Source organism: Paraburkholderia aromaticivorans (assembly GCF_012689525.1).
Taxonomy (GTDB): Bacteria; Pseudomonadota; Gammaproteobacteria; order Burkholderiales; family Burkholderiaceae; genus Paraburkholderia; species Paraburkholderia aromaticivorans_A.
Genome location: NZ_CP051516.1, coordinates 102,213 through 126,260 on the forward strand (window position 1 = coordinate 102,213; position 24,048 = coordinate 126,260).

Genomic DNA, 24,048 nt, shown 5'->3' on the forward strand with positions numbered 1-24,048 from the left:
TGTAATGGGAATAGGGCGAAACAAGGGGTAAAGAGCCTTAAGTTCGCGCTTTCCTTGGCCCCGCAAAACGGGAACAATGACTCGAACCTCTCACGCGTATCACGCGCAGCAGATTGGGTGCGTACGCAACGTTATCGGCGGAGCGACGCTTTTATCATCACATTGACCGGCGCGAAATTATAAAGCCGGCTATGGGAGAAACGGGGAAACATCATGCAAATCGGTTCGATTGTCCGATCGGTGCATATCGCGGTGCCGCAAGGCGCGCGCGGGATCGTCATGCGCATTCTCGGCGACATGGCCATGGTGGCGTGGTATGCCGGCGAGCCCGGCGCTTCGCCGCACCTGAATACTGAACCCTTTTTCCTTGAAGACCTGATCGATACGGGCGAGCAAGTCCGACCGTCGAGCGCGCAGATGCATTGAAGGCCGTTTGAGTGCGAGCCGTGTGCAAGTTGTAAGCCGCGGGTCGTTCCGCTTGTGAGCCGTCGCCCTCGTCTTTGACGGCGGCGCGGCGCACAATGCGGGCATGAACGACGACATCCTCGATCCACAGGACAGCGCGAACAGCGCCGTGCCTTTCGCCCGGCTCAAGCCGGAAATCGTGCTCGACGCGCTCGACAGCGTGCTCAGCACAGTCGGTGTCCGCACCGACGGCCGCATGCTCCCGCTCAACAGCTACGAGAACCGCGTGTACCAGGTGGGCGTGGAAGACGGCCCGCCCGTGGTCGCAAAGTTCTACCGCCCCGAGCGCTGGAGCGACGCCGCCATTCTCGAAGAACATGCTTTCGTTGCCGGTCTCACCGCGCTTGAGATTCCGGCGGTTCCCGCGCTCGCGCTCGAAGGCCGCACGCTGCATAGCTTCGACGGCTTCCGCTTTTCCATCTTCGAGCGTCGCGGCGGCCGCGCGCCGGACCTTGACCGGCGCGACACGCTCGAGTGGCTTGGGCGTTTCATCGGCCGCATTCATGCCGTCGGCCAGACGCAGAATTACGCCGAACGTCCCACGCTCGACATCCACACCTTCGGCTACGAGCCGCGCGACTTTCTGCTCGCGCACCGTTTCGTGCCGGACGATGTGCGCACCGCGTGGGAAACCGTGGTGAACCTCGCGCTCGAAGGCGTGGAGCGTGCGTTCGAACGGGCCGGCGACATCCGCATGTTGCGAATGCATGGCGATTGCCATCCGAGCAATGTGTTGTGGACCGACGCGGGGCCGCACTTCGTCGATTTCGACGACAGCCGCATGGGACCGGCGGTGCAGGATTTGTGGCTGTTGCTGCCGGGCGAGCGTGTTGAAGCGTCGCGCGCGCTGGCGGATCTGCTCGCCGGTTACGAAGACTTCTGCGACTTCGAGCCGCGCGAACTCTATCTGGTCGAAGCGCTACGCACGCTGCGGCTGATTCACTATCAGGCGTGGCTCGCGCGTCGCTGGGACGATCCGGCTTTCCCCGCGGCGTTTCCGTGGTTCAACACGCAACGTTACTGGGAAGACCGCATCCTCGAGTTGCGCGAGCAACTCGGCGCGATGCAGGAAGGGCCGCTCTGGCCCGTTTGAGTGAGTGCGCTCTGACGCAGGCGCTCACGGCGCCTGCGAAGCAACGCTCGACGACTCCACCAGCGTCGATCTGACGATCACTTCCGCACGCACGTCGCGTCCGATCGCTTCGATCGCGGGACGCATCTGCGCGAAGTCGTCGGGCGTGCAGACGTCGCTATCGAAATGCGTGGCGCCGTCGCGCGTCATCGTGACGACGTTGCTGAGCGGATCGAACGTGTACTGCGACTGGAAATCGACGAAGCGGTCCTGGGTTTGTTTCGCCTCCGGCATGTCGAGCACGCGGAAATTGGCGGGCAACTCGATGCGCGCGCGTTCATGCAACGCCAGGTTGTGGCAGACGAACGGCTGCGTGCGCTGACGCTCGCCGAGCCAGTAACGCGTATCTGCTTCGAAGCCGCCGGCCAGACTCGTCAACGCCGGAATCGATGCAGCCGCGCCCGGCACCACGAGACTTTCCAGCGTGCCTTTCATCGTGATCACGAGCGGGCCGTCGGCAACACTGAGGTCATTGGTGGCGAGCGTGGCAGTACCGCGCAGATTGGCGCTGCGCAATTCGGCCTGAATCGACTCCTCGCGTTGTGCGGGTGTCTGCGTGCGCAACATCGCGCGCGCCTGTTCAGCCGAGGCGCCGGCTGCTTCCAGCCGATACGTGAAGCTCGCCGAGCCATCCGGTTCGACTTTGATCGACAGATCGGTGCTGCGCGTCATGAACGCGGTGGCCGGCGTGCGCGAGAGCACACCCTCGCCGACGAGGACGGTCGGCCGATTCATATCGGACGACGGCAGAAACCCGAATTCGACATTCGAGGCGGTCGAGTCAACGTATTGTTGCAAATCCGGCAGCCACGTAATGATGTGATTGATGACACCGTAGCCCGGCACACTCGGCAGCGTGTAGATCGTGCCGCTGCTGATCAAGGCCGGTTCGTTGCGCACGCCGGCCGCGTCGAGCAGCGCGCCATACAGCGCCACGTGATCCTTGCAATCGCCGTAGCGATTCGCGAGCACCGCGCTCGCGCTGTGCGGCACAACGGCGCCGCGTCCGACGTTGATCGCCACGTAGCGCACGTTGCGGCGCACCCAGTCGTACAGCGTCTTGGCCTTGTCGCGCGGCGTGCGGTCGTGCGCGGTGAGCTGTTGCGCGAGACGCATGACGGCCGTGTCGTGCGCGCTCGGGTCCGCTGCGGATTCGCGGTAGGTCGCGGCGAACGCGGCGTAGTCAGGGAAGGTCGAGACCATCAGCCGGTCGCCATACGACACGTAGGCAACGGAGCCGCGTTCCAGCCGGCTAAAGTGCGCCTTGTCGTAGCGATATTCGTAACGCGTGCGGCCGTCGCGCGTCACGGGTTGCACAACGGTGAAACCGCGCGCGTCGGCATAAAGCGGCTTGTCGGCGGGCAGATCGTAGATCAGGCGGAAGTTGTGCGTCGGCGCGAGATCGGGCGGCGTGAAGTCGCTGAATTCGCCCGGCACGATCGGCTGCTTCTGCGTCTTGCGATAGGTGAGATGCACGCGCGCGCCCGGCTCGACGGCGGGAAACACGATCACCTTTTCCTGGATGTCCTGGAACATCGGCGCGTCGAACGAACGGGCTTCCTGGACATCGCGGATCTGCTCGGGCTGCACGTCGTGACGCACGCCGTCGGCGGTGGTCGTGTAGGCCTCGAGGATCTGCACGTCCGCCATATTGCGGTTGAACCAGACGTATTGCTGCGCGACCCGCGCGACGCCCGCTTCGTTATTCACGTGCAGCGTCATCGAATCGAGCTTCGAGAAGGAGCCGTCGGCGCTGACGGTGAAGGTCTGCGTCTCGCCTTCGTTGGTGTAGGGATCATCCAGTCTGGTCGGGACGCTCGCGCCCGCACCGTGGATGCCGGCAAGCCAGCCGAGAGAGGCAAGACAGACCAGGAAAGAGAGGCGCATGGCAGGCTGGTATCCGAACGTGACGTTGACGGGATCGCCTGTTAGAGTCGGTTTGCGCCGCGCAGATGTCAAGCGGATGCCGCGCGTTACGATTGAGCAAACCGTTTAATTATGTAATGTGCAGGCAGTGTTCGCGTCAAACTCAAACGCTACAAGCCGTCCCGCCGGAAGCCGCGATTTCGCGCGCTGCCTTGGCGCCTTCGACCTGAAGCAAGGTCGGCAGCGAAACGCCGTTCTTGGCCGCCGTCACTTCGGCGAGAATCGACACCGCGATTTCAGGCGGCGTGCGGCTGCCAATGTAAATCCCGACCGGTCCATGCAAGCGGGCCAACTCTGCATCGTTCAGATCGAACTCCTTGAGACGTTCGCGCCGCGCCTGATTATTCCTTCGCGAACCCAACGCGCCGACATAAAACGCCGGCGTTTTCAACGCTTCCATTAGCGCGAGATCGTCGAGCTTCGGGTCGTGCGTCAGCGCGATTACGGCGCAGCGTTCGTCGAGCTTCATCTCGATCACGGTGTCGTCGGGCATGGTGCGCACGATCCTCGTGCCGGGGATGTTCCACTCTTCGGTGTACTCCTCACGCGGATCGCACACCGTGACCTGATAATCGAGGCCCACCGCGATGTGGCACAGATAGCGCGACAACTGTCCCGCGCCGATCACCAGCATGCGGTAACGCGGGCCGTGAATCGTCAGCAGACGCTCGCCGTCGAAGTGCACGCCGTCGGTTGCCTGCGCGTTTTCGAGTTGCGTGGCGCCCGTCGTCATATTCACTTCGCGGGCCACGAGGCGTCCGTTCTCCACCGCGTTGCACAGGTCTGCGATGCCGCTTTGCAGCGTCAACGGTTCAAGCACCAACTGGATCGTGCCACCGCAAGGCAAGCCGAAGCGATGCGCTTCTTCCGCCGTGATGCCGTACTTGACCGCCTCCGGCCGCGTCTGTTCGATACCGCGTTGCCGCACGCGGTCGATCAGATCGTCTTCGATGCAGCCGCCCGATACCGAGCCCACCACGAGTCCATCGTCGCGCACCGCGAGCATCGCGCCCTCGGGACGCGGCGACGAGCCCCACGTCTTCACCACCGTCACCAGTAGCGCGCGATGCCCCTCTTCCAGCCAACGTGCGCTGGACTTCAGGACTTCGAGATCCACGCTGTCCATGATTTCTTCCTTTTCGTTGCGTCGCCGCCGGACTCGCCGTCCGCGGCTTCATTCGATGCTGTATTGTGCGGCACCGTTTCATCGGCTGCATTCTCGCCGCCGTCCGGGGCCGCTGCGCCCTCACTGTCGCCGCTGACCTGGGCGCCGAAGCGTTTGAAGAATTCGCCTGCGATTTTACGCGCCGCGCCGTCGACGAGCCGCGAGCCGATCTGCGCGAGCTTGCCGCCGACCTGCGCGCTCGCCGTGTAACTGAGCTTCGTGGCGGCCTCGCCGTCGGCTTCGAGCGAGACATGCGCGTTGCCCTTGGCGAAGCCCGCGGCGCCGCCCTGGCCTTCGAACACGATGCTGTACGAGGTCGGCGCTTCGATGTCGGTGAGTTGCATGCGTCCCTTGAAGCGCGCCTTGACCGGGCCGACTGAGGCGCTCAGCGCCACCACATAGGCATTTTCGCCGTCCGGGTCGATGCTTTCGCAGCCCGGAATGCAGGCGCGCAGAACCTCGGTATCGTTCAGCGCGTCCCATGTGCGCTGCTGCGAAACGGGCAGCGTATGGGTTTCGGTCAATTCCATGATGTCGCTCCTGCGGTACCCGTGACGCCGGCACTGCGACGCGGCGCGCGCGTGAGTTGCGCGAGGTCGCGGCCGAACGCCGTCAGGCTGTCTAGATTATGAACCGGACGATGCGCGTCGACATACGGCAGGATCGCCTGCACGCCGCGCGCTTTCGGAGAAAAGCCGCTGAAACGGAGCAGCGGATTGAGCCACACGATACGGTGTGCGAAGCGGTGCAGGCGGGCCATTTCGGCGTCGAGCACGTGGATCGCTTCGTGATCGAGGCCGTCGGTGACGAGCAGCACCGTGGCCCGCCCGGTCAGCACGCGCCGCGCCCAGCGGCGGTTGAATTCGGCGAGCGCCGCGCCGATCCGCGTGCCGCCCGACCAATCGACTACCTGCTCGGTGAGCGTCGCGATCGCCACGTCGGGATCGCGCTCGCGCAGCGCACGAGTCGCGTTGGTGAGCCGCGTGCCGAACAGAAACACTTGCAAGCGTTCGCGCGACTGCAACAGCGCGTGGCAGAAATACAGCACCGCGCGCGAATAGCTGCTCATCGAACCGGAGATGTCGAGCAGCAGCACCAGCGGCGGTTTGCGTTCGACCACCGCGCGATACTTCCACACCGTCCAATCGCCGCCCGCGCGCACCGCGTGCCGGGCGCTCGCGCGCAAGTCCGCATGCGTGCCGTGCGAAGCGGCTTTCAGACGACGCGTCGGCTCGGTGGCGAGCGGCAGACGCTGGCCGCGAATCAGATGACGCAAGGTGCGCCATTCATCGGCGGAAAGCGTGTCGAAATCGCGATGACGCAGCCGCTCTTCTGCGCTGAAGGTGACGTGCGCATGCAGTTCGTGTTGCTCGGTTTCCTGCTGCGCTTTGCTATGCGGCGACTTTGGCGCGCGCACGGCCAGCGCGTCGGCGAGACGGTTGTTGCGTTCGGGCGGCGGCAGGCCGTCGCGGACTTTCGGCAGAAGCAGCGCGCGCAGCTTGCCTTCCCAATCGGGATCGCGCCAGAACAGATCGAACGCGGCGTTGAACAGATCGCGCTCGTCGGGCGCCGACACCAGCGACGCGGCGAGGGCGGCGCGCACATCGTCGCGGCGGCCCAGATCGATCCAGTGCAAAGCGGCGAGCGCATCGACGGATTGCGCGGGCGACATCGGTAAACCGGCGCCGCGCAGCACGCGCACGAAATGGACGACGTTGCGGGCGAGCGTAGGCGTGTCGTCGAGCGGTGAAGTTGGCTCACCAGAAGTGGCGGACGGCACCCCTTGTTTAGCGGCTAAGCCCGCGCGGGAGCTTAGGCGTGACGCGTCGCGGTTGCTTGCGTCGAATCTCGAGCTTTCGCCCGGAGCGTCGTCGTTGCCCGCGTCCAGTGAGTTCGTCATGCTGGCTATCCAGGCGCGGCGAGACACTGCGCGATTTGCGCGGCATCGACGCGCGCCAGATCATCCTGATACTTGAGCAGCACGCCGAGCGTGTTGTGCACGGATTGCGGATCGAGCTCCGTCACCGACAACGCCTCCAACGCGCGGCACCAGTCGATTGTTTCGGCGATGCCGGGCGCCTTGAACAGATCCATGCCGCGCAGCCGATGCACGAAATCGACCGCCCGCCGCTGCAATTCCGCCGACGTTTGCGGCGCGCGAGCGGCGACAATCTCCAGTTCGCGATCGCGCTCGGGATAACCGATCCATTGATACAGGCAACGACGCTTCAAGGCATCGTGCACTTCGCGCGTCCGGTTCGAGGTCATCACGACGAGCGGGGGTTGCTCCGCGCGGACCGTGCCGTATTCAGGAATCGATACCTGGAAGTCGGAAAGCAGTTCCAGCAGAAAGGCTTCGAACGGTTCGTCGGCGCGGTCGATCTCGTCGATCAGCAACACGCGCCGCGCGCCCGGATGATTTTCATCCGGCATCAGCGCTTGCAGCAACGGACGCTTCAGCAGGAATTCGCCGCGATACAAGGTGTCGTTGTCGGGACGTTCGCCGGCGGCTTCGGCGAGACGCAGCGCCATGATCTGCCGCGGGTAGTCCCATTCGTAGAGCGCGCTGGCCGTATCGAGACCTTCATAACATTGCAGGCGCAACATCGAGGTGCCGAGCATGCCCGCCGCGGCCTTGGCGAGCTCCGTCTTGCCGACGCCCGGCTCGCCTTCGACGAACAACGGCCGCTCCATGCGCAGCGCGAGATACAGCGAAGTGGCCAGCTCGCGGCTGGCGAAATAGCTCTGGGCGGCGAGTTGAGCGAGGGTGTCGTCGATTGAAGCGGGCTGCATGGTGTTCCTGAATCTGCGCAATGAAGCGACGCCAACGAAACGAAGCCGCAGTCACGCACGTGAGCGAATGCGGCTGATATGACCTGCGCGAGCACAGATCACATCAGCCGCGAACAGCGAGAAAAAGCTAAGCGTTCGCCTTCGTCACCGCGCGCGCGGCCAGCACTGGAATCAGATGCGCGCGATAGTCGGCGCTCGCATGCATGTCGGTGTTCAGATCGGCGGCCGACACCGTCACTGCGCGGGCGGCTTCCGGCGTGAAGTTCGCCGATAGCGCACTTTCCAGTTCCGGCACACGAAACACCGACGACGCCGCGCCCGTCACCGCAACGCGCACACCGCTCGCAAACTTCGCGACGAACACGCCGACCAGCGCAAAGTGCGATGCGGGGTTGCGGAATTTCTCGTACGCCGCGCGCTCGGGCACCGGAAACTCCACGGCGATGATCAGTTCGTCGGGCGCCAACGCCGTTTCATACATGCCGACGAAGAAGTCGCTCGATGCAATGCGCCGTCGATCCGTGACGATGGTCGCGTCCAATCCCACAGCCGCCGCCGGATAACAGGCGGCCGGGTCGTTGTTGGCGAGCGAGCCGCCTATCGTGCCGAGCGCGCGCACCTGGCGATCGCCGATGTGCGCGGCGAGATCCGCGAGGCCCGGCGATACACGTCGAAGTTCCGCGTGATCCGCCACATCGGCGTGACACACGGCGGCGCCGATCGTCACCGTGTTCGCGTCGACGGTAATCGACTTGAGCGCGGGAATGCGCGTCACGTCGATCAGTTGCGACGGCTGGGCGAGACGCAGCCGCATGGTGGGCAGCAGGCTTTGACCACCGGCCAGAAACTTGGCGTCGCTGTCGGCGGTGAGGCTGGCGGCGGCCGCTTTGGGATCCGTCGCGCGTTGATACTCGAATGAATACATGTCGAATGCTCCGCTCAGGATCTCAATGGGGTTGCTTGGCCGCGTGAATCGCGGACCACACACGATGCGGCGTCGCCGGCATTTGCAGGTCGGTCACGCCGAGCGGCGCGAGCGCGTCGAGGATCGCGTTGATCACCGCCGGCGGCGAGCCGATCGCGCCCGCTTCGCCGCAGCCTTTCACGCCGAGCGGATTGTGCGTGCACGGCGTGCCTTTGACGGTTTCGACGGTGAAGTTCGGCAGATCGGACGCATGCGGCATCGCGTAGTCCATGTACGAGCCCGACAGCAACTGGCCGGTCTCGTTGTCGTACACGCAGCGCTCCAGCATCGCCTGGCCGATGCCCTGAGCGAGACCGCCATGCACCTGTCCTTCGACGATCATCGGATTGATCACGTTGCCGAAATCATCGACCGCGGTGAACTGCTGGATCCGGCACACGCCCGTCTCCGGATCGACTTCGATTTCGCAGATGTACGCGCCGGATGGATAAGTGAAGTTGGTCGGATCGTAGAACGCGCTTTCTTCGAGGCCCGGTTCGAGCACGTCGAGCGGATAGTTGTGCGGCACGTAGGCGGCGAGCGAGATGTCGGCGAACGCCTTGGTGCGATCGGTGCCCGCGACGCGGAATACGCCGTCCTTGAACTCGATGTCTTCCGCCGCGGCTTCGAGCAGGTGCGCGGCGATCTTCTTCGCCTTGGTTTCGATCTTGTCGAGCGCCTTCATGATCGCCGAGCCGCCGACCGCGATCGAGCGCGAGCCGTACGTGCCCATGCCGAACGGAATGCGCCCGGTGTCGCCGTGGACGATCTCGACGCTGTCCAGCGCAATGCCGAGCCGGTCGGCCACCACTTGCGCGAAGGTCGTCTCGTGTCCCTGGCCGTGACTATGCGAGCCCGTGAACACGGTGACAGAGCCGGTGGGATGCACGCGAATCTGGCCGACTTCGAACAGGCCGGCCCGCGCGCCTAACGCGCCCGCTATATTCGACGGCGCGAGACCGCACGCCTCGATGTAGCACGAGTAGCCGAGGCCTCGGAGTTTGCCGTTCTTTTCGGATTCCTGTTTGCGCGCCTCGAAGCCTTTGACGTCCGCGAGTTCGAGCGAACGGGCGAGGATGGTCTCGTAGTCGCCGGTGTCGTAGGTGAGGCCGACCGGCGTCGCGTACGGAAACTCGCGGATGAAGTTGCGGCGGCGAATCTCCGCCGGATCGAGCTTCATTTCGCGCGCGGCGGTTTCCACCAGCCGCTCCACCACGTACGTCGCTTCGGGGCGGCCCGCGCCGCGATAGGCATCGACGGGAACGGTGTGGGTGAAGACCGCTTTCACTTCCGCGTAGATCGCGGGCGTGGTGTACTGGCCGGCGAGCAGCGTGGCATACAGAATGGTCGGCACGCTCGACGCGAACGTGGACAGATACGCGCCCATGTTGGCGGTCGTGTGGATGCGCATGCCGAGGAATTTGCCGTCCGCGTCCATGGCCAGTTCGGCCTTGGTCACGTGATCGCGGCCGTGCGCGTCCGAGACGAACGCTTCCGAGCGCTCGGCGGTCCACTTCACTGGACGGCGGATTTTCTTCGACGCCCAGGTCAGCGCGACGTCTTCCGCGTACAGGAAAATCTTCGATCCGAAGCCGCCGCCCACGTCTGGCGCGATCACGCGCAGTTTCGATTCCGGCAACGACAGCACGAATGCGGCCATCAGCAGGCGCTCTACGTGCGGATTCTGATTCGCGACGTAGAGCGTGTAGCTCTCGTCCTGCATCGAATAGCTCGCATTGACCGCGCGCGGTTCGATCGCGTTCGGGATCAGGCGGTTATTGACGATGTCGAGCGTGGTGACGTGCGCGGCTTTGGCGAAGGCGGCGTCGGTGGCGGCTTTGTCGCCGTGGCCCCAGTTGTAGCAGATGTTGTCCGGCACTTCGTCGTGCACGGCGGGTTGGCCGGCGTCGGCTGCATGCGCGGTGTCGACGACGGCTGGCAGCACGTCGTAGTCGACTTCGATCAATTCGGCGGCGTCTTTAGCGGCCTTGATCGAATCGGCGATCACGAGCGCGACCTGATCGCCGACGTGACGCACTTTCGTATGCGCGATGATCGGATGCGGCGGCTCGTTCATCGGCTTGCCGTCGGTGCTGTGAATCAGCCAGCCGCACGGCAGGCCGCCGACGTTGTCAGCCGCCATGTCCGCGCCGGTGAAGATCGCGACCACGCCGGGCGACTGTTTGGCCGCGGCGGTGTCGATGCTGTTGATCTTCGCGTGCGCGTGAGGCGAGCGCAGGAATACCGCGTAGGTTTGCTGGGGCAGGACGATGTCGTCCGTGTACTGGCCGTTGCCGGTCAGGAACCGATAGTCTTCCTTACGTTCGACGGAAGCGCCAATCAGGTGAGTGTCGGGTGCGTTCATCGTCGGCTCCTCAGGCGGTGGCCGGTGCGTTGGCTTGCGCGTCGGCCTGTGCGTTGGCATTCCCGGCCGAATTGGCCGAGCCGGAGGACTTCATGCCTTCGGCGCCTTCGAGCACGGCTTTGACGATGTTGTGATAGCCCGTACAGCGGCACAGATTGCCGTCGAGTTGGGCGCGCACGTCGTCGCCGGTGAGATCCGGTTGATGCTGGACGAGCGAGACCGCGCTCATCACCATGCCGGGCGTGCAGAAGCCGCACTGCAGGCCGTGGCAGTGTTTGAAGGCCGTCTGCATGGGGTGAAGTGCGCCGTCTTTGGCGAGCCCTTCGATGGTGGTGATTTCCGCGCCTTCCGCCTGCACCGCGAGGATGTTGCAGGATTTGATCGCGCGTCCGTTCAGGTGGACTGTGCATGCGCCGCATTGGGCCGTGTCGCAGCCGATGTGCGTGCCGGTGAGACGGAGCTGATCGCGAAGGAACTGGACTAGCAGGGTGCCAGGGTCGATTGACGCGCTGATGGGCGCGCCGTTCACCGTCAGACTGATGCTGATCGCCATGAAGTTGTCTCCTTATGGGGTGAGACCGGACCTTTTGCTTTTTTCTTTCGTTGCCTGTTCGCGGGTCCGATTGGGGTGCTTCGGTTTTTTATAAGGCTGCCGAAAAGTAAAGCACAAATTGGGCTGGGGCGCTATGAGGGGTTTTTTGCGCGGGGCGCTGGCAGGGTGTTGGCTTTGCCTCGAATTCTTATCGGTCTTTTCCTGTTGCCCTTGTGCTGGGCAATGTTCTTAATTTAAGGCGCGAGGCTTTCAGCAAGGCGCGCCGCGAGTTGTCGGCCGAGCTCTTTTACTGGCCCGCATGCATCTCATGTCGCTGGCCCAACCCCATATCGATTCGATGCTATGGAACGGCCTGAGGCTGAGCGCGGCTGATGGGCGTAACTGGCAGTGCGTCACCACGACGATAAAGGCGCCAGTCGCCCTACCGGTGTGTACGTACTGGAAGCGCTCAAGCCCGTTCTCGGCGCGCGCCTTCCTCGTATCCGGCGCTGTCTGGAGAATCTCACGCAGTTCCTTGCGGTGATCTGCCAGAACCGATGTCGCATGCATCTCTTATGCTGCGTATCGCAGACCACCCAGAAAAGCAAAGCCCCACTTTTTATCCTGCGTACAACCTTGCTTGAGGGATTCAGTTCGAACCGATATTAATTAGAAATCAAATGGCTATTTATCTAATTTTGCAATGTTTATAAATCTGGATAGTCGCCCAATTTTCAGTGGTGCCATTTGAATAAGCCTGATTGCCTCATCTCTGAAGCCTCGGCGATGAAGTTTGCATCGGATAGGATTTATTAAAATTCAGAATGCAATGTTGCGTTCGTACATTCAAGAGTCCATAACCCGTTCCAAGCGCAAAGCCGAGTTGTGCGATATTAATCCTGGACCCAAACCCAAACCCAAACCCAAACCCAAACGCGAAGACAGAAGACATTGCGTCAACCCGCTAACGAAACCTAAACATCCAACGCTGCCAGTCAAGAATCAACCTTGGACGGACGAAGTAAGCATCGTGGGATGCCGGGCCAAGCACGACGCGTGATGGCCGGTCGGGTGATTAGTTTCGACGCGCGCGTCTTCTCGACGCTCGTGCCGACCTGTAAGTGGCCTTGACTATTTGGGGAGTTTTTCCGAGACGACCCACACAACCGGATCAGACATCGAGCACTCTACCGAACTGGCCGCGCTCGATGTGATGACCTCGATCGTGCGTCCGCTGTGCTCGCGAAACGTGATGTCATAGACATCGCGCCAAAGATCTTTGCCGATCTTCTCCGAGGTAAGACGAACCGCCCGGGTTTTCGATTCGTCCAGCCTGGTCGGATCGGTTATCCCCGCGTTTTTCAAATAGACGATTGCGATACTCGTTGGCCAACTCTTGCACCCAAGGGGTGAGCCTGCGAAGCACAGGGCAGGGGCCACCAGCGCGAGGGCGGCAACGCGCGTGACGGCGTTCATTGCGTCACGATAAGCGTGTGGTCGCCGCTCGCCCATATGTGTTGGCGGTTGTGCATGCCGGTAATGATGCAGCCATTTGAAGCCTGACCCGGATGGGCGCTACTATCGCCGTGAATCAGAAAACCCGAGCGGCCGAAGGTGACTGTACTCGGTTGCGGGGAGAGTCGCAGTGTGCAAGGTCCGGCGTGCGGGTGCGTGAACGGATGGCCAATTGTCCATGTGCCACGAGGAATCGGACCGGTACCCTCCTGCATTTGCGCAGAGGGGTTATTTTTACCTGGCCCGATCCCTGAATATGCGGCGGGCGTTAACGAATTTCCGTCATGAGATATAACGCCAGTCGCTTGGCTGTACTTCCACGGCATTTTTCAACCTCATTTCAAAGAGAAACGATGATGCTACTGGCACTGGTGTCTTAAAAATAGAATTAATCAGGAATTTTTAATAATCAGCATGCGCACTAGTATTTGAGATATGCCGTTTGATTGAATTGCGAGTCGAACGATGCGTCAACAGCTTACTGCATCAACTGATACCGCGTATTCACGCCTGCCCCAATATCGCATTAACCCGAGCCGACGAAACTGGCACGGTGCGAACCCATGCTCTTAACTTAAGCCTTCCTCAAGCGAGGTTGTACGTAAGATGAAAAGTGCGGCTTTGCTTTTCTGATCGGTGTGGGATACGAGTGTGAGGGCTGTATGCGACATCGGTTCTGGCTGAACACCGCAAGTTAACTGCGTGAGATTTTCCATGCAGCACTGGATCCGCGGAAGGCACGCGCCGAGAACGGGCTTGAGCGCTCCCAGTACGTACACACGGATAGGACGACCGGCGCATTCATCGTCGTGGTGACGCACTTCCAGTCATGCGCATCGACGCGCATGCAGAACGGAATCTCGCGTTGAGCGACTGCGGCTACCGTGGTGTTGCAGATATGGCCGCGGTCAAGCAGTAGTAGAACGGGGCGCGGTTGCAGCACGCCCAGCGCTTCGAACAGCATCGGCCGCGTGGCGCCATCAGCCGGATGAAACGGGGCATGCAAGCTTAGGAAGAGGCCAAAAAATCACATGCTCAACTTGGAATGCCGCCGAGAATACCCAAAATAAATAACCATCCCAACAAGCAACCAAACCACAAACGCGACCCAGGTAACCACCTGAAGATTGACCATCAAAAACAGACAGGCGGCCACCGCCAAAACCGGCACAACCGGCACGCCAGGACACCGAAACGCCCTCGGCAAATCCGGATGCGTCTTCCGCAAAACCAGCACCGCTATCGACACCATCGAGAACGCGGCCAACGTACCGATATTGATCAGCTCAGCCAACACATTCAACGGCACGAGCGCGCCAATCAACCCAAAGAAAATCCCAACAAGCCAAGTAGTAAAAAACGGCGTAGCAAACCGCGGATGCAGCCGCGAAAGCCTCGCCGGCAACAACCCATCCCGCGACATCGCGAAAATCACGCGCGTCTGGCCATAAGCCATCACCAGAATCACCGTCAGCATGCCCAGCACGGCGCCAAGGTCGATAAAACCCGCCACCCACTTTTCCCCCGCCACCTGCAACGCATACGACACGGGGTGCGAAATATTCGCGAACTGCGCCGACGGCACGATGCCGGTCACCACGGCCGCCACCGCCACGTACAACACCGCGCAAACGCCCAGCGATGCAATGATCCCGATCGGCAGATCGCGCTTCGGATCCTTCACCTCTTCCGCCGCGGATGACACCGAATCGAATCCGATGAACGCGAAGAACATTACCGCCGCCGCGCCGAACACGCCGTTCCAGCCGTTCGGCATGAACGGATGCCAGTTGGCCGGCGTCACGTGAAACACGCCCACGCCGATCACCAGCAACACCACGACGACCTTGATTGCGACCATGACGTTGTTGATCCGCGCCGACTCGCGCACCCCGACCGACAACAGCGCGGTGATCGCCATCATCACGAGAAAGGCGGGCAAGTTGAAGAGCGTGTCATGGCCGGGCAACGCGCCCGGCGCCGCGGTCAGCGCCACCGGCAAGGATACGCCGAAGCCCGACAGCAAGGATTGCAGATAACCCGACCAGCCCACCGACACCGCGGAGGTGGCAAGCCCATACTCGAGCATCAAGTCCCAGCCGATGATCCACGCGGTCAGTTCGCCGAGCGTCGCATACGAATAGGTGTAGATCGACCCGGCCACCGGAATCGTCGAGGCGAATTCAGCATAGGCGAGCGCGGCAAAGCCGCAGGCGATCGCCGCGATCAGGAACGAGATCATCAGCGCCGGGCCGGCCTGCACGGCGCCCGTGCCGGTCAGCACGAAAATGCCGGTGCCGATAATGGCGCCGACACCGAGAAAGGTCAGATCGAGCGCACCGAGCGCTTTCTTGAGGCCGGCGTTCTGAGCACTCGCGGCGATCATGTGCTCGACGCTCTTTTTGCGAAAAAGGGACATTGGCGGGGCCTCCAGTAGTGCACGCGTGTTGCGCGCCGAATGTCGGAAAACCCGCAATTTTAACGGATGCATGCCCTTGCACTATTTTGGGACATGCTTTTTAACGCTGATACGTAGTGCCGAAAATCCCCGGCTGACGTGATTCGGGCGGCGCCTTCGTCCGCCGGACAAGCAATGGCCGCAAAGCCTTCGCTCGATGCGCGGCCAACCAGGCGGGAATCGCTCTCTTGCAAATGAGCCTCGGCAAGGGCGAGTTGTTCAGCGACACAGCGACGTAGCGCCGCGCCGGGCGTCGAGGGACGTCAGCCCGCCATCGCCGGATTCAGGTCGATGAGCCGGTTGCTCATCACGTAGAACGTCAGTTCGGCGTTATTGCGCAGCTTCATTTTCTCAAGCAGCCGGGTGCGGTACACGCTGACCGTTTTCACCGACAGCGAGAGCGCGACGGCAATATCCGTCAGCCGCTTGCCCGACGCGAGCATGCACAGCGTCTGATATTCGCGGTCGGAGAGCTTTTCGTGCGGCAATTGTTCGCCGTCGAAGGAAACGTAGTCGGCGAGCGCCTCGGCCATCGCCGGGCTCACGTATTTGCGGCCCGCCGCGACCTGCTTGATCGCGCCGATCATCTGCGCGGCGTCGACGGTTTTCGACAGGTAGCCGGCGGCGCCCGCCTTCAGGGCGCGCACGGCATATTGGTCCTCGCGGTACATCGAGAACATCAGCACGGCCGCGCGCGGCGCCTTGCGCTTCAGACGTTTAAGCACTTCGACGCCGTTCATGTCGGGCAACGAAATGTCCAGCAGCACCACGTCGTAGGCGTACCGGGCAGCGGCGTCGAGCGCTTCGGCGCCGCTTTGCGCTTCGGTGACTTCGCGCGCCACGCCGCGGTCGAGCAGCAACTGGCGGACGCCCTGGCGAACCACCGCGTGGTCGTCGGCGAGCAGAATGCGCAGACTCATGATGGCGTACTCACGATTGCAGCGCGTGCCGGGCCGCACGCGGCGCGTGCGCCAGCATCGCGTCCCAGGCAAAGCGCGCGCGAACGAGGGTGCCGCGCGACGCCTTGCCGTTCTCGTTGTTCTCGCCGCGCTCCGAACCGGCGCGCCGGGCGCTCACGCGCAGCGTGCCGTCGAAAGCCGCGCAACGCGCCTGCATGCCGCTCAGGCCGAAATGGCCAAGGCGGCTGCGGGCATTTCGCGTGACGCCGACACCGTCGTCGCTGATGATCAGCGTGAGGTGACGGCGGCTGGTTTCGATCCGCACGTCGGCGGATTCGGCGCGCGCGTGCTTGGCAATATTGTTCAGGGCTTCCTGCGCGACGCGGAACACGGCCAGTGCGGCGTCGGCGGGCAGGCGCGTGAGACGCACGTCGGCGGCACACACGAAGCTCGTGCGCAGTTGCGTGCGCGCGGCGAAGTCGCCGGTCCAATGCGCCAGCGCGCCGACAATGCCGGCCTCGAGCGACGGCGCATGCAGTTCCGCGACAGCCTGACGGCTGGCCTCACACACGGCGTCGAGCGACCGGTTCGCCACGGCGAGCGCGGCGGCGCACTGCGGCGGCGCGTCGGCGGGCAGCCAGGTTTCGACGCCGGCGAGCGCGAAACGCGTCGCCGTCAACTCGGCGCCCACGCCATCGTGCAACTCACGCGCCACATGGCGGCAAGCGGCTTCCTGCGCCTGAACCAGCTCGGCCGAGAGTTCGCGCACCCGGGCGCGCAGCCTCGCGAGTTCCCGTTCGGCCGGCGAAGTCAGCGCAACGGGCTCGGCCGCGGTGGACGCGTCGAATCCGTCACGTGCCGGTGACGAAGTAAGAGGGGCGGTGAACGGGACGACAGTCGACGTATCCATGACTGTCCCTATCAGGAAGCGCTGTGGACAGCGACGCGGGTGCGCAACGGCGGCGCGAAGACGAAAGAACGCATGTGGGTCTCTAGCCTCCAGGTGCAGGCCGTCGCGCTTAGGGCGCAACGGACGAATCGCTACAGTATGACGTAACGAAATTTACATTCAGTAACATGGCGGATAGGCCACGACAGGCGTGTCGATTCGACTGATGATGCGCCGCGATGATATCTCATTAAAAGAAAAAATGCAGTCACACCAAGGGTTAGCGCCTACATTTCACGCAATGGTTGATGAATTGCAACACCGGGTTTGTAGGAAGAATACCGACGCCGAATGTCAGTCCAAGGACGCCAAATTGTAACTGGGCAAAAAAAAGGAGCCCGAAGGCTCCTTTTGCTGATTTCGCGACTGCGGGCCGGAAGATCGGAACGTGACTCAGCCGACGAAGGCCTTTTCGACCACGTAGTGACCCGGCGAGTTGTTGCTGCCTTCCTGGAAACCTGCGTCGTCGAGCAGCTTGCGCGTGTCGCGCAGCATGTGCGGGCTGCCGCAGAGCATGACGCGGTCGTTTTCAAGCGAGAAGCCCGGCACGCCGAGGTCGGCGAACAGCTTTTCGGTTTCGATCAGCTCGGTGATACGGCCGCGGTTCTGGAACGCTTCGCGCGTAACAGTCGGGTAGTACAGCAGCTTTTCCTGAACCAGCTCGCCCAGATGCTCGTGCGCCGGCAAGTGATCCGTGATGTATTCCTTGTACGCCAGCTCGTCGACGAAACGGCAGGTGTGCGTGAGCACGACGCGCTCGTAGCGCTCGTAAATGTCCGGATCCTTGATGATCGACATGAACGGCGCGAGGCCCGTGCCGGTGGACAACAGCCACAGGGTCTTGCCCGGCAGCAGGTTGTCGGCCATCAGCGTGCCGACCGGCTTCTTGCCGATCAGGACTTCGTCGCCGACCTTCAGATGCTGCAAACGCGACGTGAGCGGGCCGTCCTGCACCTTGATGCTCAGGAATTCGAGGTGCTCTTCGTAGTTCGCGCTCGCGAGGCTGTAGGCGCGGATCAGCGGCTTGCCGTCGACTTCGAGGCCCACCATCGTGAACTGGCCGTTTTCGAAACGGAACGACGGATCGCGCGTGCAGGTGAAGCTGAAAAGCGTATCGGTCCAGTGATGGACGCTCAGGACGGTTTGTGAATTCAGGTTGCTCATGGCTTCTTGGATAGTGCGAAAACAAGGGCGGCCAGTCGTTTTGAGCCGGCCGGCACGGCAAGGGCGATGCTGCGCTAACCCATACGGGAATCACGCGCAATCCGCTATTTTACCGCGCCCGCTGCCTGAGGGCTGCGGCGCGGCGGTTGAGCGTGGTGAAGCGGGTTACCGGACCTGGAAGCGTCGGCGCCGGCTGTCTTTGCGATCGGCGCCGCGGAATACGTTGGCGTGGTGCGGCTACGCGCTTCAGCAGGGGTGCGGCGATGGGCGAATGCCGCGCAAGGCGGCTGCCATCGGTTGTCTGGGATGCGCCGGGTAGGCGCGCCGCGCGGGCAACATTTTCAGGATGATACCGAAACCCGCCGTGCGCTGCAGCATTGACCCTGCTGATAAAACTGGCAAAAGCGTAACGAACGGTGAGGAAACGGCGCGCGGCGTGCGCATGGCGTGGGTTCTGTCTAGTCTGCCCTGACCGTGCCGGGGTTGGTACACAATGGCGGATAAGCGGTTGATAAAAACGCCAGAATCCCAATTGTGGTAAGGACTCAGGCATTTTCAGTTTTGATTACTCCGAAGGTCGCGAAAGTGAGCCTGCAATCGCAGCGAACTCACTCTGTATCGATCAGCCACGCCCCGTGAATCAGCCGCTCAAGCCGCAGCCACAACCCGCTTTTTCTCGCGCTGCTTCAGCACACGAGCCTGCAACACGATCACCAGCAGCAGGAAAACGCCCCGAATCACCGACTGCCAGTACGCCGACAAGCTGATAAACCCCAGCCCGTTCTCGAAGTTCAGCAGGTTAAATACCAGACCGAGCAGCAACACGCCGGCAATCGTCATCGCGATCGAGCCTTCGCCGCCTGTGAGCAACGTGCCGCCGAGCACGACCGCCGAGATCGCGAACAGCTCCCAGCCGACGCCTTCATTGGGTTGTCCCGCGCCGAACTGCGCGGCGAGGATCACGCCCGCCATGCCGGCGAGCAGGCCGCTCACCGCATACGCCATCACGAGCGTGCGGTCGACGTTCAGGCCCATCAGCCGCGCGGCTTCCTCGCTGCCGCCGATCGCCAGCGAATGCCGGCCGAAGCGCGTGCTACGCAATGCGAGCCAGCCGGCCAGCGCCGCCGCCGCCGCGACGATGCCCGGAATCGGCAGTCCGAACAGATCGCCTTGGCCGAAGTTGCCGAAGTTCGACTCAGCGGCAATCGACACCGCATCGTTCTTGCCGAGCAGCAGCGCGACGCCGTGCGCGCCGAGGCTCGTCGCGAGCGTGACGATAAACGGCAGGATTTTCAGCCGCGTGATGATCAGTCCGTTCAGCACGCCCACCGCGAGCCCTGCGGCGCATCCCGCCAGCACGGCGACCCAGCCGCCGTACACGCTGGTCAGCGCAGCAACGACACTCGCGAGCGCGGCCACCGTACCCACTGACAGGTCGATGCCGCCCGTAATGATCACGAACGCCATGCCGACCGAAATGAGCGCGAACATCGAGTTGTAGCGCCAGAACGACGTGATGTTGTACGCCGAGCCGAAATGCTCGTAGCGCACGAGGCCGAATACGACGAGCGCGGCCAGTGCGAGCAGGATAGGAAGATTCTTTTTCATCGCTTCGAGTCCGGAATTTTCTCTGAGGCGCGTGAGTTACCGCGAGCGCCGCTGCACATACACCGCCGCGACGATGATGCCGGCTTTCACTACCAGCGCCGCCGCGTCCGGAATGCCGTGCGCGAGCAGCGTGTAGCGCAGCAACTGGATGATCAGCGCGCCGATCAGCGTGCCGCCGATATACGCTTTGCCGCCCGTCAGCGCCGTGCCGCCGACGGCGACCGCCGCGATCGCATCGAGCTCGACGCCGAGTCCGACCACGTTCGCATCCGAGGACGAATTCACGGAGATCGAGATCAACCCGGCCAGTCCTGCGAGCGCCGCACAGAGCGTGTAGGCGATCAACTTCACGGTGGCCGTGGGCACGCCGCACAGATAGGCGGCCTTTTCGTTGCCGCCGGTGATCAGCAGATACTGGCCGAACAGCGTCTTGCGCACGACCCACACGAACACGGCGACCAGCGCCAGCATCAGTAGCACCTGGAAGGGCACGCCCGCGACCTTGCCGAGCGCAATCCACTGGAAGGCGGGCGTATTGAACGCCTGCAAGCTGCCGTCGGTGACCACTTGCGCGATGCCGCGTCCGGCGATGAACAGCACCAGCGTTGCGACAATCGGCTGAACGGATAACCTCGTCACCAGAAAACCGTTGAAGACGCCGCACAGTGCGGCGGCCAGCACCGGCAGCACGAACGCGAGCGCGATGCCGCCGGGGCCGGCAATGTTCAGGAACAGCATCGGCGCGAGCGCACCGGAGATCGCCATCGACGCGCCCACCGACAGATCGATGCCGCCTGTCGCCACCACCAGCGTCATGCCGATACCGACGATCACGATCGTCACCACCTGCGTCATGTTGACGTTGAAGGTTTGCAGCGACCAGAAGTGCGGCGTGAAGATCAGATTGAAGAGCACCATCGCGAGCAGAACAATGACTTCCCGCTGCATGGCGAGGTGGCGCCATTTACGCACCGTCGTTGCCGGGGTGGCGGGCGGCGCGGCCGTCATCTGCTGGGCGGTTTCGCCGAGCCGCGGCTCGGTATGCAACGATTCGGTGTGCAACTTAAGCGCCATGACGGTCGCCCTCCAACGCGTCTTCGATGTGTGCTGCGCTTGCCGTTTGCGCGGCTTCGGCCAGTTGCGAATGGCCGTCGCTGCCGTAGGCGATGGCGTCCATGATCGCGCTCTCGCTCATGTCGGCGCCGTTCAGTTCGGCGACTGTGCGGCCGTCGCGGATCACCACCGCGCGATCGGCCACGGCGGTCAGTTCTTCCAGTTCGGAAGCGGACAGCAGCACGGCGAGGCCCGCGTCGCGCAACTCGCGCACGATCTTCGCCACATCCGCTTTGGCGCCGACGTCGATACCGCGCGTCGGTTCGTCGAGTAGAAGCAGAGAAGGCTCGGCCGCAAGCCAGCGCGCCAGCAGAACCTTTTGCTGATTGCCGCCCGACAGTTCGCGGATCGGCTGATCGGCGGAGCGCAGCTTGATGCCGAGCGACGCAATGAAGCGATCGACGATCGCCTGCTGCTTCTTCACGTCGACCACGCCGTTCTTCGCCAGCGTGCGCAGACAGACGAGCGTGAGGTTGTCGCGCACTGAGAGCTCGGGGACGATGCCCTCGGCCTTGCGGTCTTCGGTGAGATAGGCGAGACCGCGCGCGATGGCATCCTGTGGCGACTTCAGCGCCACATTCTCGCCGCCGATCGAGAGCGTGCCTTGCTCCAATGGATCGGCGCCGAACATCAGGCGCATGGTTTCCGTGCGGCCCGAGCCGAGCAGGCCCGCGAGGCCGACTGCTTCGCCGCTGTGGACTTCCAGCGAGACGTCGCTCACCTTGGGATGCGCGCTCACATGCGTGACCGCAATCGCCTGCTTGCCGCGCCGCGCGAGGTTCGCTTCGCGCGCCTCGGCGTCGTCCTGCACGACGGCGGCCAGCGTGCGGCCGAGCATCGTCGTGACCAGTTGCAGTTTGTCCATGTCGGCCATCGTGCTTTGCGCGACCGTCTGGCCGTCGCGCATCACGGTGACGCGGTCGCACAGCGCGTACAGTTCGTCGAGCCGGTGCGACACGAAAATCACCGCGCGGCCGTCGTCACGCAGCTTGCGCACCACGGTGAACAGCAGTTCCACTTCGCGTTCGTCGAGCGATGACGTGGACTCGTCCATGATGACCATCTTCGCATCCGACGACACCGCCCGCGCGAGCGCCACCATCTGCTGGATCGCGGTCGAATAGCGGCCGACGGGTTTCTTCACATCGATCTGCAAACCGAACGATTCGAGCAGCGCGGCGGCGCGTTGCTGCACCGCGCGCCAGTCGATCAGTCCGAAGCGGCGCGGCTCGCGGCCGAGAAAAATGTTCTCCGCCACCGAGCGGAACGGCACCAGGTTGATCTCCTGATAGATCGTGCTGATGCCGGCTTCGCGTGCCTGCTTGGGCGTGCGGAAATCGACTTCGCGTCCTTCGAAACGCACACTGCCCGAGCTGCGCCGGTACGCGCCGGTCAGGATCTTGATCATGGTCGATTTGCCCGCGCCGTTCTGGCCGATCAGCGCATGCACTTCGCCGGCGGCGACGCTCAGATTGGCGCTGCGCAACGCGGGTACGCCGCCGAAGCTGATGCCGATGTCCTGCATCTCGAGCAGCGGCGAATGGGTAAGGGGAGAGTGTGGCGTCTGCGTGCCGGATTCCGTCACGGGTGTCCTCCTGATGCGTGTGCTGCTTTATTTGCCGCGTGCGCGCTAGGCATTGCACGTGCGAGCCGGTGCGGCCCTTCGTTCGGGCTCTGATGGTGGCGGTGTCGTCGAATCATGTTACGCCGCATAAAAGCGAAGCGACGGCTCGTGCTGCCACGAACGCGTCGCTCCGAACCCTTCCCGTCACCCGCCCCCCGAGGAGACAGATTCGGGGCGGGGACGTCCTGCGAGGCAATCCCCCGATTCCGATGCCTTAAACAGGGACCTGCTTCGGGGCGGGGGACTTCCTTCGGAGCGCCGCCGGAGCGCGTGGACGCTCCGCTAAGGCACGGCGCTCAAACTTCAAAACCGCGCATACAGCAATGCGTCCAGTTCAATAGCCGTACTGCATGCTCTGCTGCACGTTGCTCTTGTCGTAGAAACGGTCGGAGACCTTGACCCACGTCGGGATCTTTTCACCCTTCGCGTAACGCTGTGCGACGTCGCAGGCGAGCGGGCCGAAGAACGGGCTCGACTGCACGCTCGCGCCGAGTTCGCCGGCCGCGATCGCGTCCATGCCGCCCTTGGTGCCGTCGATCGTGACGATCTGGATGTCCTTGCCTGGCTGCTTGCCGGCGGCCTTGATCGCGGCGATCGCGCCGAGCGCCATTTCGTCGTTATGCGCGTAGACCGCGGTCACGTCCGGATGCGCCTGCAACAGCGTTTCCATGACCTGGCGGCCCTTGTCGCGCGCGAAATCGCCGCTTTGCGACGCGATGATCGTCATGCCCGGATTCTTCGCGATGATTTCGTCGAAGCCCTTCTTGCGATCGTTCGCGGCGGACGCGCCGGTGGTGCCTTCGAGTTCGATGACCTTCGCCTTGCCGCCCGTCGCCTTGACGAGCCAGTCAGCCGCGCGATGGCCCTGATCGATGAAGTCCGAGCCGATGAACGTAATGTAGTCGCGGCCCGCTTTGGCGACCGATTGATCGACATCGCGGTCGACCAGGATCACCGGAATGCCGGCCTTCTTGGCTTGCAGCACGACCGGCGCAAGCGGCTTTTCTTCGCGCGGCGGGAACACCAGCAGATCCACGTGCTGCGCGATCATGTTCTGGATGTCCGATACCTGCTTGGAGTTCGAACTGTTGGCGTCGGTCATGACCAACTGCCAGCCGCATTTCGCGGCGATGTCCTTGAAGCTCTTGGTTTCCGCCAGACGCCACGGATTGTTGCTTTCGGTCTGCGCGAAGCCGACCTTCAGCGGGGTCTTGCTGGGCAACTTCGGCAGCGCGTCGTCGGCGTGCGCGGTGGCGACGCCGAAACCGATTGCCAGAGCCAGCAGCGAACCCGCCAGCGGACGAATCTGCTGCTTGCGCACGTGTCTGCGCGACTGCGTGTTGAGCGACGCCATGTCTTCCTCCAGTACCTGGTGA

Annotated in this window: 21 protein-coding genes; 2 read left to right on the forward strand and 19 right to left on the reverse strand. The window is 63.1% G+C overall.

Going from position 1 to position 24,048, the window contains the following annotated elements:
* Positions 1-213 precede the first annotated feature (213 nt).
* A complete protein-coding gene (locus HF916_RS28475) occupies positions 214-426 on the forward strand; it encodes a hypothetical protein (protein WP_042327325.1) in 213 nt (70 codons plus the stop codon).
* 103 nt (positions 427-529) lie between these two features.
* Positions 530-1,558 carry a serine/threonine protein kinase gene (locus HF916_RS28480; RefSeq protein WP_168792260.1) on the forward strand — a complete coding sequence of 343 codons (1,029 nt, stop codon included), beginning with the start codon at positions 530-532 and terminating at the stop codon, positions 1,556-1,558.
* 24 nt (positions 1,559-1,582) lie between these two features.
* On the opposite strand, the gene HF916_RS28485 is transcribed toward HF916_RS28480, so the two are convergent.
* The 19 genes from HF916_RS28485 to HF916_RS28575 all read right to left on the reverse strand — a co-directional run bounded on the left by HF916_RS28485 (position 1,583) and on the right by HF916_RS28575 (position 24,026).
* Positions 1,583-3,484 (reverse strand): DUF3857 domain-containing transglutaminase family protein, encoded by a 1,902-nt coding sequence (locus HF916_RS28485; protein WP_168792261.1) that lies wholly within the window; start codon positions 3,482-3,484, stop codon positions 1,583-1,585.
* Between the two features lie 142 nt (positions 3,485-3,626).
* The gene (locus tag HF916_RS28490) at positions 3,627-4,649 is read right to left on the reverse strand and encodes an XdhC family protein (RefSeq protein ID WP_168792262.1); all 1,023 of its coding nucleotides are present in this window, start codon (positions 4,647-4,649) and stop codon (positions 3,627-3,629) included.
* Positions 4,622-5,218, reverse strand: a complete 597-nt coding sequence (locus tag HF916_RS28495) for a CoxG family protein (protein WP_168792263.1) — start codon at positions 5,216-5,218, stop codon at positions 4,622-4,624. Before HF916_RS28495 ends, HF916_RS28490 begins: the two co-directional genes overlap by 28 nt.
* Positions 5,209-6,588, reverse strand: a complete 1,380-nt coding sequence (locus HF916_RS28500; RefSeq protein WP_240975745.1) for a vWA domain-containing protein — start codon at positions 6,586-6,588, stop codon at positions 5,209-5,211. The genes HF916_RS28495 and HF916_RS28500 overlap by 10 nt, the downstream gene beginning before the upstream one ends.
* Positions 6,589-6,593: 5 nt before the next feature.
* A complete protein-coding gene (locus HF916_RS28505) occupies positions 6,594-7,481 on the reverse strand; it encodes an AAA family ATPase (RefSeq protein WP_168792264.1) in 888 nt (295 codons plus the stop codon).
* A gap of 127 nt (positions 7,482-7,608) precedes the next feature.
* A complete protein-coding gene (locus HF916_RS28510; RefSeq protein WP_168792265.1) occupies positions 7,609-8,406 on the reverse strand; it encodes an FAD binding domain-containing protein in 798 nt (265 codons plus the stop codon).
* Positions 8,407-8,428: 22 nt separating this feature from the next.
* Positions 8,429-10,810 carry a xanthine dehydrogenase family protein molybdopterin-binding subunit gene (locus HF916_RS28515; protein WP_168792266.1) on the reverse strand — a complete coding sequence of 794 codons (2,382 nt, stop codon included), beginning with the start codon at positions 10,808-10,810 and terminating at the stop codon, positions 8,429-8,431.
* 10 nt (positions 10,811-10,820) lie between these two features.
* Positions 10,821-11,363 carry a (2Fe-2S)-binding protein gene (locus HF916_RS28520; protein WP_168792267.1) on the reverse strand — a complete coding sequence of 181 codons (543 nt, stop codon included), beginning with the start codon at positions 11,361-11,363 and terminating at the stop codon, positions 10,821-10,823.
* Positions 11,364-12,473: 1,110 nt separating this feature from the next.
* Positions 12,474-12,818 carry a hypothetical protein gene (locus tag HF916_RS28525; protein WP_168792268.1) on the reverse strand — a complete coding sequence of 115 codons (345 nt, stop codon included), beginning with the start codon at positions 12,816-12,818 and terminating at the stop codon, positions 12,474-12,476.
* Positions 12,815-13,183 (reverse strand): tlde1 domain-containing protein, encoded by a 369-nt coding sequence (locus tag HF916_RS28530; protein ID WP_168792269.1) that lies wholly within the window; start codon positions 13,181-13,183, stop codon positions 12,815-12,817. Before HF916_RS28530 ends, HF916_RS28525 begins: the two co-directional genes overlap by 4 nt.
* 368 nt (positions 13,184-13,551) lie before the next feature.
* Positions 13,552-13,863, reverse strand: a complete 312-nt coding sequence (locus tag HF916_RS28535; protein WP_168792270.1) for a hypothetical protein — start codon at positions 13,861-13,863, stop codon at positions 13,552-13,554.
* 21 nt (positions 13,864-13,884) lie between these two features.
* Complete coding sequence (locus HF916_RS28540) at positions 13,885-15,276, reverse strand: amino acid permease (protein ID WP_168792271.1); 1,392 nt, start codon at positions 15,274-15,276, stop codon at positions 13,885-13,887.
* 302 nt (positions 15,277-15,578) lie between these two features.
* Positions 15,579-16,235, reverse strand: a complete 657-nt coding sequence (gene rqpR / locus HF916_RS28545; RefSeq protein ID WP_168792272.1) for a response regulator transcription factor RqpR — start codon at positions 16,233-16,235, stop codon at positions 15,579-15,581.
* Between the two features lie 10 nt (positions 16,236-16,245).
* On the reverse strand, positions 16,246-17,124 hold the full coding sequence (locus tag HF916_RS28550; RefSeq protein WP_168792273.1) for a sensor histidine kinase: 879 nt from the start codon (positions 17,122-17,124) through the stop codon (positions 16,246-16,248).
* A gap of 432 nt (positions 17,125-17,556) precedes the next feature.
* The gene (locus tag HF916_RS28555; RefSeq protein WP_168792274.1) at positions 17,557-18,327 is read right to left on the reverse strand and encodes a ferredoxin--NADP reductase; all 771 of its coding nucleotides are present in this window, start codon (positions 18,325-18,327) and stop codon (positions 17,557-17,559) included.
* A gap of 648 nt (positions 18,328-18,975) precedes the next feature.
* Positions 18,976-19,935 (reverse strand): ABC transporter permease, encoded by a 960-nt coding sequence (locus HF916_RS28560; RefSeq protein ID WP_168792275.1) that lies wholly within the window; start codon positions 19,933-19,935, stop codon positions 18,976-18,978.
* Between the two features lie 36 nt (positions 19,936-19,971).
* Positions 19,972-21,009, reverse strand: coding sequence for an ABC transporter permease (locus tag HF916_RS28565; RefSeq protein ID WP_240975746.1), 1,038 nt, complete (start codon positions 21,007-21,009; stop codon positions 19,972-19,974).
* Positions 20,999-22,573 (reverse strand): sugar ABC transporter ATP-binding protein, encoded by a 1,575-nt coding sequence (locus HF916_RS28570; protein ID WP_168795685.1) that lies wholly within the window; start codon positions 22,571-22,573, stop codon positions 20,999-21,001. Before HF916_RS28570 ends, HF916_RS28565 begins: the two co-directional genes overlap by 11 nt.
* Positions 22,574-23,006: 433 nt before the next feature.
* Entirely contained in the window at positions 23,007-24,026 is a 1,020-nt protein-coding gene (locus HF916_RS28575) for an ABC transporter substrate-binding protein (RefSeq protein WP_168792276.1), read from the reverse strand.
* Positions 24,027-24,048 lie beyond the last annotated feature (22 nt).